14 protein-coding genes are annotated in these 13,734 nt (G+C 62.6%); all 14 read right to left on the reverse strand.

The window, feature by feature from the left end; genetic code table 11:
* Window positions 1-77: 77 nt before the first annotated feature.
* Complete coding sequence (locus ACM6IT_RS14850; protein WP_414914184.1) at window positions 78-1,325, reverse strand: NAD(P)/FAD-dependent oxidoreductase; 1,248 nt, start codon at window positions 1,323-1,325, stop codon at window positions 78-80.
* Window positions 1,312-2,472, reverse strand: coding sequence for a sodium:proton antiporter (locus tag ACM6IT_RS14855; RefSeq protein WP_414914185.1), 1,161 nt, complete (start codon window positions 2,470-2,472; stop codon window positions 1,312-1,314). Before ACM6IT_RS14855 ends, ACM6IT_RS14850 begins: the two co-directional genes overlap by 14 nt.
* A complete protein-coding gene (locus ACM6IT_RS14860) occupies window positions 2,469-4,808 on the reverse strand; it encodes an MMPL family transporter (protein ID WP_414918246.1) in 2,340 nt (779 codons plus the stop codon). The genes ACM6IT_RS14855 and ACM6IT_RS14860 overlap by 4 nt, the downstream gene beginning before the upstream one ends.
* Complete coding sequence (locus ACM6IT_RS14865; protein ID WP_414914297.1) at window positions 4,792-5,340, reverse strand: outer membrane lipoprotein carrier protein LolA; 549 nt, start codon at window positions 5,338-5,340, stop codon at window positions 4,792-4,794. Before ACM6IT_RS14865 ends, ACM6IT_RS14860 begins: the two co-directional genes overlap by 17 nt.
* Before the next feature lie 197 nt (window positions 5,341-5,537).
* On the reverse strand, window positions 5,538-5,963 hold the full coding sequence (locus ACM6IT_RS14870; RefSeq protein WP_056725634.1) for an acyl-CoA thioesterase: 426 nt from the start codon (window positions 5,961-5,963) through the stop codon (window positions 5,538-5,540).
* Window positions 5,956-7,500: an HAL/PAL/TAL family ammonia-lyase gene (locus ACM6IT_RS14875; RefSeq protein ID WP_056725628.1), complete on the reverse strand. Its 1,545-nt coding sequence runs from the start codon at window positions 7,498-7,500 to the stop codon at window positions 5,956-5,958. The genes ACM6IT_RS14870 and ACM6IT_RS14875 overlap by 8 nt, the downstream gene beginning before the upstream one ends.
* Window positions 7,481-8,422 carry a glycosyl transferase gene (locus ACM6IT_RS14880; RefSeq protein WP_414914187.1) on the reverse strand — a complete coding sequence of 314 codons (942 nt, stop codon included), beginning with the start codon at window positions 8,420-8,422 and terminating at the stop codon, window positions 7,481-7,483. Before ACM6IT_RS14880 ends, ACM6IT_RS14875 begins: the two co-directional genes overlap by 20 nt.
* Window positions 8,419-9,153, reverse strand: coding sequence for a glycosyltransferase family 2 protein (locus tag ACM6IT_RS14885; RefSeq protein WP_414914188.1), 735 nt, complete (start codon window positions 9,151-9,153; stop codon window positions 8,419-8,421). Before ACM6IT_RS14885 ends, ACM6IT_RS14880 begins: the two co-directional genes overlap by 4 nt.
* The gene (locus tag ACM6IT_RS14890; protein WP_414918247.1) at window positions 9,146-10,825 is read right to left on the reverse strand and encodes an AMP-binding protein; all 1,680 of its coding nucleotides are present in this window, start codon (window positions 10,823-10,825) and stop codon (window positions 9,146-9,148) included. The genes ACM6IT_RS14885 and ACM6IT_RS14890 overlap by 8 nt, the downstream gene beginning before the upstream one ends.
* Window positions 10,822-11,367, reverse strand: coding sequence for a hypothetical protein (locus tag ACM6IT_RS14895; RefSeq protein WP_056725603.1), 546 nt, complete (start codon window positions 11,365-11,367; stop codon window positions 10,822-10,824). Before ACM6IT_RS14895 ends, ACM6IT_RS14890 begins: the two co-directional genes overlap by 4 nt.
* Window positions 11,364-11,618 carry an acyl carrier protein gene (locus tag ACM6IT_RS14900; RefSeq protein ID WP_007992314.1) on the reverse strand — a complete coding sequence of 85 codons (255 nt, stop codon included), beginning with the start codon at window positions 11,616-11,618 and terminating at the stop codon, window positions 11,364-11,366. Before ACM6IT_RS14900 ends, ACM6IT_RS14895 begins: the two co-directional genes overlap by 4 nt.
* 9 nt (window positions 11,619-11,627) lie before the next feature.
* On the reverse strand, window positions 11,628-11,888 hold the full coding sequence (locus tag ACM6IT_RS14905; protein ID WP_056725601.1) for a phosphopantetheine-binding protein: 261 nt from the start codon (window positions 11,886-11,888) through the stop codon (window positions 11,628-11,630).
* Window positions 11,869-12,678: a lysophospholipid acyltransferase family protein gene (locus ACM6IT_RS14910; protein ID WP_223541755.1), complete on the reverse strand. Its 810-nt coding sequence runs from the start codon at window positions 12,676-12,678 to the stop codon at window positions 11,869-11,871. Before ACM6IT_RS14910 ends, ACM6IT_RS14905 begins: the two co-directional genes overlap by 20 nt.
* On the reverse strand, window positions 12,654-13,379 hold the full coding sequence (locus tag ACM6IT_RS14915) for a beta-ketoacyl synthase chain length factor (RefSeq protein ID WP_414914190.1): 726 nt from the start codon (window positions 13,377-13,379) through the stop codon (window positions 12,654-12,656). The genes ACM6IT_RS14910 and ACM6IT_RS14915 overlap by 25 nt, the downstream gene beginning before the upstream one ends.
* Window positions 13,380-13,734: the final 355 nt, after the last annotated feature.

A 13,734-nucleotide genomic window follows, 5' to 3' on the forward strand; every position in this document is an offset into this window, starting at 1 on the left:
AGGTTTTTGCGCGCCATCACATTGACCAGAGGGTCTTCCCGTTGGCCAAAGGGGGCTGGCTTGCACACACGAGTGGTTCATGACGCATCCCTTGCACAGAATTCTGATATCACCTTCAACCGGCGCCTGGCTTCGCTGACGAACGGGTTGCTTTGATCCCAGGCATATCCGGCAAGTATGGAGCTGATCATCCTGCGGATTTCCGGCGAACTGCCCTCATGGAAGATCACATCCTGGAAGGTCCCCGCGTACCAGCCTTCGACGTAGCAGCGGAACGTGTCGACGCCGCGCTTGAGCGGTTCGGCGAACTCGGTTTGCCAGTCGACGGCTTCGCCTTGCAGCTGACGGTGCAAAACCCCGGCGGCCATGCTCGCCGAACGCATGGCGATGGTCACGCCGGAGGAAAACACCGGGTCGAGGAATTCCGCGGCATTGCCCAGCAGCGCGAAGCCCGGACCGTGCAGGGTTTTGACGTTGGCCGAGTATCCGCCGATGGTTCGGGCCTCGGTGTCCCACTGCGCATTTTGCAACACGCTGGCCAGGCTTGGCGTCTCGGCAATAAAGCTGCGCAGGCACTCGTCCAGATTATCGCTGCGGCCGGCGAAACGTTCCTCGGCGGCGACCACGCCGACCGAGCAACGCCCGTTACTGAACGGGATGGTCCAGAACCATACGTCGCGCAGGGTCGGGTGAGTGGTCACCAGGATCTTGCTGCGATCGAAGGTCGGGAGGTCGATACGGTCTTCGACGTGAGTGAACACGGCCTGACGCACCGGGAAGTTCGACGGCGCCTCGAGGTCGAGCAAGCGCGGCAGTACGCGACCGTAGCCACTGGCATCGAGCAGGAAACCGGCCTCGACGCGGTACTCGCTACCGTCTTCGCGGCGCACGCCGAGCTGCGGTTTTTCGGGGGTAATGTTGACGTCGACGATGGTTTCGCCATAGCGGATCTCCACGCCTTGCAACGTAGCCTGATCGGCCAGCAGCTTATCGAAATCGGCACGCAGGACCTGATATGTCGTCGATTTGCCGTGGCTGAACGTCTCGCCGAAATCGAACGCGCTGTAGCGCTCGCCCCAGGCAAACGCGGCACCGGTTTTCAGCTGGAAGCCGGCGGCGTTGACGGCGTCGAGCATGCCCGCCTCTTCGACGAAATCAAGGCAATGGGCCAATAGGCTTTCACCGATGGAAAACCGTGGAAAATGCTGGCGCTCGATCACCAGCACATCGTGTCCCTTGCGCTTGAGCAACGCGGCGGCGATGGCGCCGGATGGACCGGCGCCGATGACCACGACCTGGCGACATTCCATTTCAACGGTTGGCATGGGGGCTCCTTGCGGGGACAGCGGCTTTCAGGGGAATTCGGTGCATGCCGGTCAGGGCTGGCAGCAGTGTAGCGATCAGGCCCATCAGCATCAGGGCAAAGTACAGCGGCGGGCTGATGAGTTGTTGTTGCAGCAGCAGGTTGAGAAAAACGATCTCGCTCAAGCCGCGGATGTTCAGCAGCACACTTTCCCGCCAGCGGCTGGCGCCCTGGAACGAGGCCCCGGCCCAGCCGAGGCCGAGCCAGTTGCCCAGCAGTTTGCTCAGCATCGGCAACAGCAGCAGGGCGAGCAGTTGCACCCAACCGAGGCTGTCCATCGCGCTGTGCACATTGATCTGCACAATGCCGAACGTAAGGATCAGCGGGATGGCGATGTACGTCTGCAAGCGGCCCATCCACACGGCTGGCAGTGGCAGGACCAGTGGGGCTTTCAGCGCGGCCATGATCAACACATAGCCGATGCCGAAAATCAGCGCATTGAGCTTGAAGTGTTCGGCGACGACCAGCAGGGCGAAAAAGCTCAGGCTGTAAAGCCATGTCTGGCGCAAACCGAGCAACCGCAGCAGCACCGGCAGGCACGCGCCGGCCAACGGCAGCAACAGGCTGCTCAGGTGCAGGCTGCCCTGGGCGATGCCGAACAGCGTCCAGCAGGCGAGGTCGATGAGGATCGCGGTTTGCACCAGACGTCGGGTGGCGGCGGGTGGGTAATCGATGTGCCGCAGGTACAGGTACAGCACCGGAATCGCGGTGATGGCGAACAACAGGCCGACGGCCAGCGAGCTGATCCACGGTTGTGCCGGCAACAACCAGACCGCCGTGGCCAGGCCGCAGGCAAACGGAATGCAAAAGCTGGGAAGGGCGATTTTCAGGCTTTGGCGATCCAGTTGCAGGTCGATCACATCGCTGAGGATGTAGCCCAGCAACAGGGCAAAGCTCAGGCTGTAGAGGTTCTTCAGCCAGCCCGGCGACACCAGCAGCGCACCGCTCAATTGCCATTGGGGCTCGATCCAGAAATACATCAACAGCGGCAGGCCGAGGGTCGCCAGCAACAATTGGCTGACGATGGGAATCAGGCCGAAATGCCGGCCGGCACGGGTCGCCAGGGCGAACAACACCAACGCCATCGCCCAGAACAGAACGACCATCATATTGCCCGCTCCATGGCCGTGGGTTCATGCACCTGGCGACCGGCCCACGGCGCGAGCAGGAAGCTGAAGATCAGGCCCAGGCTCACCGACAGCCCGAAGTTGCTCACCGCCGGGGTGCTCGACACCGCCAGCAGGCCGAACGATAGCCAGGTGGTCAACGCCGCCAGCAGGGTGCCCAGCAGGCTCACGGCTGCGCCGCCGACCTGTTCGCGCATCAGGATCGCGTAATCGACGCTGATCGCCGTCACCAGCAGCAGGCCGAACAGGCTGAACAGGGTCAGCGGCTGCCCCAGCCAGCCGAGACTGGCCAGGCTGCACAACGCCGCCAGCAGGGGCAGGGACACGATTCGCAACGCGCCGCCGAAGCCGAATGGCAGGATCAGCACCAGCACGATCAGCACGCAGGAGGCGAGCTTCAGTTCAGCGGCACTGATTTGGGTGGCCGCGAAGACGTTGTTCAACTCACCCAGTCGATCCACCAGTGTCACGCCGGGCAAGTCCTCGCCCTGGAGCCGCAGCAGGGCCGGGTTGTTGATGCCTTGCAGGCTGACCATCGCCGCCACGCCGTCATCGGTCGGCCCCAGCCACAAGGGCCGGTAGGGTTCCGCCAACGGGCCGCTGAGCGCTGCGTCGATGTCCACGGTCGGCAGTGCCTGTAGCTTCGTCAGCTCGGCTTGCAGCGCCTCGGCCGGTACGCCGATGTCGAGCAAGGGTTGCCAGAAAGAAGGCAGTTTGTTCAGCGTTTCGCGCACCTGTTGCTGTTCGTTCGGCGGGCTGACCAGTTGATTGAGCGACAGATAGCCCTGGAGCTTTTCCAGGCCAATCAATTGATCCAGCCGCTCTCTCAGGTCGGTCTGGCGTTCGAGCAACTGCTGCTGATCGGCGGCGCGTATCAGGAAGAACTGGCTGGTGGGTTGATAGCCGGTGATCCGGGCAATAGCCTGGGCTTCGTCGGTCAATTGTTGCGGCGCGCTGATCCACTGACGAATGTCGTTTTTGCTGTCCAGTTGCAGCAGGCCACCCACGCAAAAAGCGATCAGCAGTGCCAGCAAGGCTGGCGTTTTCAGGTGTTTGAGCAGTGCTTCACGACAGCCCAGCAAAAACTCGCAAACGCGCAATGGCCATTGCGCCGGGCGCAGGTCTACGCCCTTGAGCAATGCCGGCAGCAGGCACACGGCGGATAAATAGGCGCCGAGCAAACCGGCGGCAGAGAAGGCGGCAATCTGGGTCAGCGCCGGGAAGGGTGTCCAGGCCAGGGCCAGATAGCCGATGCCGCTGGTGATCAGGCTCAGGGTCAGCCCGGGCAGGGTCAGGCGCAGGGCCGGCCAGCTGTGCCAGGGTTTCAGGCTCCAGCTCTTGGACAGGTAATGCAGCGGGTAGTCGACGGCGACACCGATCAGGCTTGAGCCCAGTACCAGGGTCATCACATGCATATGGCCGAACAACGCAACGCAGGCCACCGCACCGAAGAGCATGCCCACCAGCACCGGCACGAACGCCAGCAAGACGCGCCAGCGCCGGAAGGCCAACAGCAGCAGCAACAAAATCCCCACGGTGGCACCGCCACCGACCCAGGTCATCTCCCGGGCGGCCTGTCGTTGACCGCTGGCGGCGTACAACAGGCCGCTGGCGGCGAGCAGTTGCACGTCGTGCCGGGCGGCTTCCTCGCGGCTGTGTTCAAGCAGGTCGGCCACCTGCAGCGGCAGGTTCATGTCGAAGGCGTTGCCGGTGGTGCGCGCGCGCAGCAGCACCCAGCTCTTGCCATCGGCATCGGCGACCAGGGCGCCGCTGCCGATGTCCAGTTGCACCGAACCACGTTGCGGCTGGCTGTTCTGGATGCGCCCGGTCAGGCCCAGCCAGTCGTCCTGGCTTGGCACCAGGCTGTACCCGTTGAACGGGTCGAACAACGCTTGCACCCGTTGCTGGATAAAGGTGTCGGGGTGCTCGATCAGCAGTTGCCGGTCCGCCGCCTGGAGCATCGCCAGGCGACCTTGCAGCAATTGTGTGCGCAACGCCGGCAAGTCGGCTTGCAGGGTCCACTGGACCTTTTCGAACAAGCCGCTGGCCTGCCATTGCTCGCCGAGTGTCTGCGCCATGGCGACGGCCTGCTGGCGATCACTGTGGCCGACCAGCACCAGCATTTCGCGGTTCAGCGGCTCTTGCATGCGTTGTTCGGCGCGCAGTTCCAGAGCGTCGGGCGCCGTACCGGGCACCAGGTCCATCAGGTTGGCCGACAGCGGCGCGGCGTCACGCCATTGCCAACCGGCGAGCGCCAGTACTGCCAGCAGCAGGATCAGGAACAACCGTGGCAACCACCGTTCACTCGGCAAAGTCATGCTGCTCCGCGTCGCTCAACGGCTGGCTGCTGGTACTGTCCTGCATGCGCAATAACGTACTGTCGCCCTGGGTCTCGAGCAGTTCGATGCTGTGCACCAGTTCTGCGCCGGTAATGTTGATCTGGTTGAACACCTGCTTGAGCAGCATCGAGCGCGGCAGCAGCGTGAGTTTCCAGTTCTGCGCATCGCCGCTCAGGGACAGTTCGAAATCCCGTTGCAGGCCACTGCTGTCGCCTTGCAGAACGGCGAGGAACAAACGGTTCTGCTCGGCACCGGCGCTTTTGCCCGGCAGCATTTGCCAGACAATGCCGTCGCGCCGGGCAATGCCTTTGGCGGTGATGCGATAGTCCTGTTGCAGTGGCGTTTTCAGCAGCCACAACAAGCCGTGGTTTTTGGCCAGCACGAACGTGCCCTTGCTGGTCAGCGGCTGGGGCAGGGCGCGCAGGTGTTTTTCCTGGATGAAACTGCCGTGGATCACCTCGGGCCTGGCCAGTTGATCGCTGAGTTGTTGCAGGTCGAAGGCGCTGGCCATCGACGACACCCCGAGTAACGCCAAAACACTGAGGAATTTGAACACTGAGAAACGTGGCGAGCGAGCTTGCTCGCGCTGGGCTGCGTAGCGGCCCCAATACGTCAGCAAACCTCGGCGGGGTTGCGAGTGCTGCGCACTCGAGCGCGAGCAAGCTCGCTCGCCACAGGCGGGGCGGCTGGTCTCAAGGGAAATATCGATCATCCCAGTACCCTCTCAACCGCGTCGGTGAACACTGTCGGCGAGGCCAGTTGCATCTCGCGGCTGGCGATGTCGACGGCCACCTGTACCGACATGGCTCGGGTCAGGCGCTCACCGGTTTGCAGGTCGCTGATCAGGTAGTTGATCTTCAAGCGGTTCTCCCACTCCACCAGGTTGGCGCGCACGTTGAGCGTCTGGCCGAACACCGCGCCGCGCACGTAGCGCAATTGCAGGTCGATCACCGGCCAGGCATAGCCGGATTCGTTCATCGCCGTGTAGTTGTGGCCGATCTTGTCCAGCAGCGCACAGCGGGCCACCTCCAGGTATTTGACGTAATGGCCGTGCCAGACCACGTGCATGCTGTCGACGTCAAAGAACGGTACGACGATTTCCGTGTCGGTGTAGAGAAATCCCTTGCTACGCATGCAGCCTCCAGTGTTGTTCGGCGATGCGTTGCAGGCACAGGCGCAATTCGCCTTCCAGCGCGCGGTCTTCGATGACCGGTGGGAAGTCCTTGGCCAAGGCTTCGTGCATGGTAGCCAAAGCGGGTGGCAGGGGGCGTGCATCTTCGGCCTGGCCGCGCAGCCAGACGCCCTGATTGGCCGCCAGCAGCGTGGCGGCCGCCACTTGTTCGGTGAGTTCCAGCACGCGGATCGCATCCCGGGCGGCGATGGTGCCCATGCTCACTTTGTCCTGGTTGTGGCATTCGGTGGAGCGCGAGAAGACGCTGGCCGGCATGGTGTTCTTCAGGGCTTCGGCAGTCCAGGCGCTGGTGCCGATCTGCACCGCCTTGAAGCCGTGGTTGAGCATGGCGCGGTCGGCAGTGGCACCCGACAGGTTGCTCGGCAAGCCATGGTTGTAGCGCTCGTCCACCAGCAGCGCGAGTTGTCGATCCAACAGGTCGGCGACGTTGGCCACGAGGTTTTTCAGGCTGTCCATGGCGAAGGCGATGTGGCCTCCGTAGAAGTGCCCACCATGCAGCACTCGCTCGGCCTCGGCGTCGATGATCGGGTTGTCGTTAGCACTGTTGAGCTCGATCTCGATGAATGAGCGCAGCCAGTTCAGGCTGTCGGCCAGTACGCCCAGCACATGGGGGGCGCAACGCAGGGAGTAGCGATCTTGCAGACGATGCAAGGGCGCGGTGGGCGCGTCGATGGCCAGATCCTCGCGCAACCATGCGGCGACCTGCATCTGCCCCGGGTGTGGCTTGGCGGCGAACAGGCGCTCGTCGAAGTGCTCCGGGTTGCCTTGCAGGGCGACCACGTTCAGCGCGGTAATGCGCGTGGCCAGGTGCAGCAGGTAATCGGCGCGGGCGTACGCCAGGCAGGCCAGCCCGGTCATCACAGCGGTGCCGTTCATCAGCGCCAAGGCTTCTTTCGGACGCAACACCAGTGGCTGCCAGCCGAGTTCGCGGTGCACATCGGCAGCTTGCCGGCGCTCGCCGCGGAACATCACCTCGCGTTCACCGGACAGCGTGGCGGCCACGTACGAAAGCGGCGTCAGGTCACCACTGGCGCCCACCGAGCCTTCCTCTGGAATCAGCGGCAGGATGTCGTGTTCAAGGAACGCCTGCAGGCGCTCCAGCAGCTCCACTCGCACTCCGGAAACACCGTGGCACAACGACTGCAAACGCGCCGCCAGTACCGCGCGGGTGGCCTGGGCGTCGAGCAGTTTGCCCAGGCCACAGCCGTGGAAGGTGTACAGGTGACGGGGCAGCGCCTCGACGTGATGCAGCGGCACCGCGACCACGCAAGAGTCGCCGTAACCGGTGGTCACGCCGTAGATCACGCCTTCCTTGTCCAGCAGAGAGTCCAGAAAACGCGCGCCCTTGGCGATGCGCTCGCGGTAGGCGGGATCGCTTTGCAACAGCGTCGGCACTTTGCGGTTGGCCAGTGCCAGCACATCTTCTATGCGCAAAGGGCGTTCGCCGAAGGTTACCGGCTCAAGCGTTGGCGTCGTCATCGGTCTTCCAGAAAGGGTAAAAGTTGAACCATTGTTGGGGCGCTTCAAGGCAATAGTGACCCAAGCGTTCGGCGTAGCGGGAGGCCCACTGATGAATGACCTGTTCGCGGTCAGTACGTTTCCAGGTGATTGCCTCAGCGAACGGCTCGATGGTCAGTCGATAGTCACCGTCGGGCTTTTTCAGGCACAGCAGCAGGTTGACCGGACATTTCAGCAGGCCGGCCAGCAGCCACGGGCCCTGGGGGAACCTGGCCGGATGACCGAGGAAGTCCACGGTCGCGCAGCGTCCGCCATGCAGCGGCACGCGGTCGCCGGCGATCGCCAGCCACTCGCCACGCTCCAGGCGCTCGCTCAGTTGCAGCATGATCCCGGGGTCCAGTTCGCTGACCTGGATCAAGCGCAAGTTGGTCGCCCCGGCTTCACCCAGTAAACGGTTGAACTGTTCGGCGTGCTTGGTGTGCACCAGCACGTTCATCGTGACCTTTTCGCCGATCTCCGCCAGTGCGCGGCAGACTTCCAGATTGCCCAGGTGTGCGCCCACCAGCATCTGCCCGCGGGCACCGCGCAGCTGGTCACGCAGCAGCGCCGGGTCGATGATTTCGATTTGTTCGATGCTCAGCTTGCCGTTCCATACGTCGAGTTTGTCGAGCATCGAATCGGCGAAAGCCATGAACTGGCCGAACACCCGCCAATGGCTCGGGCGCAATTCGCTGCGACCGCTCCAGTCGGCCAGTCGTTGCTGGTATTGCCAGGCACTGTGTCGGGCGCTGCGACCGAACAGGAAAAAGTACAGGACGATGCCGTACAACACTGGGCTCAGTACTCGACGGCCCAGCACTTTGGCGCCGAACGCAGTGAGCTTCATCAGCCAGAAACTGCCCCGTTCTTTGCGGTCGGCCCAGTGTTGCTTGTCTGCACTCATGCCCGCCACCGTCGCCAGAGGATCACTGGCGCACGCAGCAACATGCCGAAGAACAGCCGCGTGTGCATGCTGGAAATCAGGACGTTGTCGTGGAACATCCGAAAGTGCGAAACGCCGTCCAGCGGGTAATGGACCTTGGTTTGCAGCCATAACATCGGCTGATTGCGCCAGGAAAGGCGCACCAGGATGTCCGAGTCGAAGTCCATGCGCTTGCCGATTTTTGCTGACTCGATCAACGCCAGGACCGGTGCCAAAGGGTAGACCCGGAAACCGCACATGGAGTCGCGAATCTGCAATGACAGGGTGTTGATCCAGACCATGACGTGAGTCAGGTAGCGTGCATACAAACGGCCTTTCGGCACGCTGGCGTCATATTGCGGATAACCGCAAATCAACGCTCGTGGGTAGCGGCGTGACTGTTCGATGAAGCGTTGGACGTCCTGCAAATCGTGCTGGCCATCGGCATCCACCTGTAAGGCATGGCTGAAACCCAGGCGCGAAGCTTCGCGCAAACCGGTCATGACCGCGCCACCCTTGCCCTGGTTTTCGGCCAGGCGGATCAGGTAAACCATTTCACGCTGGGCCAGGCGATCCAGCACCCGGGCGCAACGCGGGCTGCTGGCATCGTCCACCAGGATGCACGGCAGATGGCTGGCGATCAGCGCATCGACTACCGTGGTAATGGCTGTTTCGTGGTTATACACCGGGACGATGGCGCAGGGGCTATGCATGCGCCGCCTCCAGCAAGATCCGCCCGCTGGAGCAGGTGGCGGTTTCGTCGCGATAGGTGAAATACAATTTGCCGCGCGCCGGGTCGAAGCGCAGGTGCAGCTGGATCTCATCCCCCGGGCGCACCAGTTGCTGGAACTTCAAGACTTCCATGCCGGCGAATTTTTTCGGCAGGTTCATCAGTTGCTGGCCCAGGCACAGCGCCCAGTCCACCTGCACCACGCCAGGCAACACCGGCGCCGTGGGGAAGTGTCCGCTGAAATAGGCCAGGTCCGGTGGCACCGCCAGTTGCAGGCTCCACTCGCCATCGCTTTCGGTTTGTTCCAGCACTTCGGGCGCCTTGGGGCGCGGCGCCAACAGCAGGGCGTCGACGTCGGCCTGGGGCAGTTTGCCCTGAGCGTTCAGCGGCAGTTGGCGCAGCAGGCGCCAGCGTCTTGGCAGGGCCAGGGCTTCGCAGTGTTGGCTCAGGTGCTGGCGCAATTGCTCGGTGAGGCTGCGTCGCCCCTGATTGCGCAGCACATGCAGACCGGCATCGCTCAGCACCAGCAATGCCCCCAGGGAGGCGCGGTTTTCCTGAACGACACCGAGCCGCGCTTCGATGACCCATTCATGGGCCGTCAGCGCTTGTTCCAGCATCGGCAGCGAGATGCGTTTTTCTTCCAGCTTGACGATCCGGTCCAGTCGCCCAAGCAATTCGAAACGACCGTCGACAGAGATACGCACGGCATCGGCCGTGTGTTCGACATGGCCATGGGGCAAATACGGCGAAGCGATCAGCAGTGCACCGTCACTGTCCTGGGTCAGCGTGACACCGGCAAAGGGCTGCCAGAGTTCCGCGCCCTGACGCCAGGCGATTCCACCGGTTTCCGAACTGCCGAAGATCTCCGTTGGCCATTGCCCCAGACGCTCATGCAGGCTCTGTGCAGCCTCGACCGGCAATGCGCCGCCGGAGGAAAACACCCGGCGTACGGAACTCAAGGCAGGCCAGTCGAGGTTGTCGCCCATGCGCTTGAGCAGCGCCGGGCTGGCCACCCAGGCGAAGGCCGGGTGCTCGCGGCTGGCGCGTTGCAGGTCTTCCGGAAAGGCCAACTGCCGACGTACGAACGGGCGCCCGGCGCATAGCGGCCACAGCACCCGGAACAGCAGGCCGTAGATGTGCTGGGTGGCGACGCTGCCAATGATGCATGCCGGGCCCAGGTCGGCGCCCCACAGCTGTTCCAGGGCTTCGACTTCATTGGCCAGTTGGCGCAGGTTCTTTTCGATGCGCTTGGGTTCGCCACTCGAGCCGGAGGTGCACAGGCTGAGTCGGCAGTTATCCAGGTCCAGGGCGGCGGCACTCAGTGGCTGCTGTTGTAGGTCGCCAAGGTGCGCATCGTCGGGCTGATCGCTCAGCCACAGATCGACTTCACCTGACCAGCGTTGGCGGGTCTGGGGTTGCAGGTCGGACGGCAGCAGCACACTGACCCCGGCACGCCAGGCGCCGAAGAGGGCAATCGCCAGGTCGGCGGCATCCTCAAGGTGCACGGCCATCTGCCGCACACCCCGGGCTTGCAGGCCGGCGGCCAGGCGCAGTGCCTGTTCGCACAGTCGGGCGTGATCCAGTGCCGGGGCGGTCGTTACGGCACGCTCAGGCTGAGCCTTGAGCAGCAGGTGCTCAAGTTTTATCCAATTCATGGGCGGCCTCGTACCCTTTGTCGTATGAGCCATTCAATGGCAAACATCAGGCCTATCAATCCGTAGGAAATCAGCCCGGTGTACAGCGTCCACCAGCTCAGCGGCGCCCAGAGTGTCAGGGCGGCGGCACACAAACCGTTGCATAGAAAAAAAACGCTCCAGGCGATGGTTACCTGACGGGTGTAGCGAATACCCTTGGCGGGCAAATGCGGCTCGCGTACCCGGGCCAGGCGTTCAACGATCGGTGGGCCGAATATCAGGCTCGATCCGAACAGCGCCAGCATGAAACTGCTGATCAGCACCGGATACCAGCGCAACAGCGCCGGGCTGTCGAACAGTGCCAGCAACAGGCAGAACATAATGGCCACCGTGGCCATCCACCGGCTGCCAGGCCGTCGCTTGCCGGTCAGCGCCCGGCCCAGCCACAGTGCGCCCAGCAGCATCCCGAACTGCCACGGGGCGAAATGCTCCATGCCGAAATACACCGCAAAGGGATACAAAAGGCCCGCCAGCAGCAGGCCGAGGCCAATCAGTCGATTCATGCGGCCGGTTGAACCAGACGGTAGACCGCCTCGACCACGTCACTGACGGTACGCACCGATTTGAATTCTTCGGCGGCGATTTTCTTGCCGGTCTGACGTTTGATGTGATCAATCAGGTCGACCGCGTCGATGCTGTCGATTTCCAGGTCCTGATACAGGTTGGATTCCAGGCTCACACGCTCAGGGTCCAGCTCGAAAAGCTCGACCAAGGCATCGCGCAGGGTGTTGAAAATGTCGTCACGAGTTTGCATGGTCCGGTCTCAAGCTGCCTGTTTTGCAATGACGAACGCCGCAAGGCTCGCCACGTTACTGAAGTGATTGCGCGTGTCCTTGGCATCGGCGTCGATCTTGATGCCGTATTTTTTCTGGATGGCCAGGCCCAGCTCCAGGGCGTCCACCGAGTCCAGGCCCAGGCCTTCGCCGAACAGGGTCTGCTCATTGCCGATGTCGTCGGCACTGATGTCTTCCAGGCCAAGGGCGTCGATGATAAGCATTTTGATATCACGGTGCAGATCGCTCATCTTCGGCGAGCTCCTTAATAAAGTAAGAATGTAGATAATCGTTGAGCTTGCGCGAGGCCTGCGGAGCCGGCCCCTGCGTGGCGAAGGTCTGTGGGTCTATATCGGCCCCGACCCGAAAACTGAAGTGCACGCGCCGCTTGGGGATGCGATACCAGGGCTCGGCCTTGGTCAACGTGGTCGGGCTGACCTTGATAATGACCGGGGTGAGGATTTTCGCACCCCGCAGGGCGATTGCCGCGCCGCCCCGATGAAAGGCCGGCGGCTGGCCGGGTCGGGTGCGCGTACCTTCCGGGAAAATGATCAGGGTCTGGCCGTCTTTCAGCGCGTCGGCAGCCGCGTCGAGCATGTCCATGCTGCCGTCGTTGCTGATGTATTCGGTGCAGCGCAGCGGCCCGCGAGTGAAAGGGTTTTCCCAGAGGCTTTGCTTGACCACGCAGTTGGCGTGACGCACCAGACCGATCAGAAAGACCACGTCGATCAGCGATGGGTGATTGGCAATGATCATTTGCCCGGGACGACCGAGTTTTTCCGCGCCTTCAATGTTATAGGTCAGTACCCCGGTACGGGCCATAAAACGCACAAAAATCCAGAAACAGCGGCTGACCGTTTGCCGGGCCCGCAGCCGATGGGTCCGGGCGTCGCCCGGCAGGCAGTTCAGCACAGGGAAAATCACCAGGCGCAGGCACAGCCCGCCCAACCCGAACAGGGCAAAGCTCGCGGCGGTGGCCAGCAAGCGCCAGTGGTAGGCGTCGCGGTTTTTCTCGGTCACGGGTTGCGTTGCCAGGTCCATACACGATTTTTCCAGGCATGTTGGCAGGTGGTTTGCTGGCCGAGCAGCGTACGCAGCAGATTCAGCGCGTGGGGCCAGCGGGATTTGGACAACGCATCCGGGGGGCTGTTCAGGGACAACCGCCAGTCGGTGCCGGGCGTGATCAGCAGGCCGACGGCATAAGGGAACGGTACGTCGTCGATCCAGGTCGAGTAAGCCTCGGGCGGCCGCTCTTCGGTGACTACCAGCAGTACCGCGCCAGCGCCTTCAGCCAGCAGCGCGGCAGCTTCGAGCATGCCATGTTCCAGGCCATCGCCTGCGGCGGCCAGGGCGGTCATTTCGCTGGTTTCACCACGCATGATCGACCACAGGCCAATGATCGCGTTATGCACCGACAAGCTGAAGCGGGTTGGCGACAGCGGTTGATCGGTGGCCAAGTCGCTGAGGATCTCGATCGTGCGGGGCGTTTCGCCGTGACGGGAAACAAAGACCAATGGCAGATCCTGCCGACCTTCGGCCAATGGCCAGCCGACACTGAATGCCATGCGCGCCAGACGGCTGAGCCGCCGACGCTGCATGGCCGGCAGAAAGGAAACGTCGGGAGCGGCATCGCTGTCCGGCAGCACAACCGGTTGTCGGCACCAGGCCTGCCAATCGGACACGCTATCAAGCCCAGGGGCCCAGGCGCGCCATTGGGCGATGTTGAAGTTGATCACAGACATTCATTCCACCCTCACGGGCTTACTTGACGCGGGGGAGTGGCCGAAAGCCGGGACTTACCCTGCGTGGCGTTTGGCGCCGAGTGGCGCGCATTATCCCGGTGCCGGGAACGTGTAGCAAATGCTGGTTACATTTTGCTCAGCAAGATGAAGCGACTGGCTCGCAAAAATTGAACGATTGGTAATTATTCACAGAATTATGACTCCGTCTGTCAGTTCTGGCGTCGAATCGCCGGGCTGTTCAGGGCCTTTCAAGCAGGAGAAGGCAACTGACTGTGTAGTCCTTGCACTGGTGAGGTAGCGTAGCCATGCCGGGGACCACTACACTCGGTCATTCTTTGATACACGGAGGTTTTGA

This window comes from Pseudomonas sp. IT-P4, assembly GCF_949767755.1.
In the GTDB taxonomy this organism is placed as follows: Bacteria; Pseudomonadota; Gammaproteobacteria; order Pseudomonadales; family Pseudomonadaceae; genus Aquipseudomonas; species Aquipseudomonas monachiensis.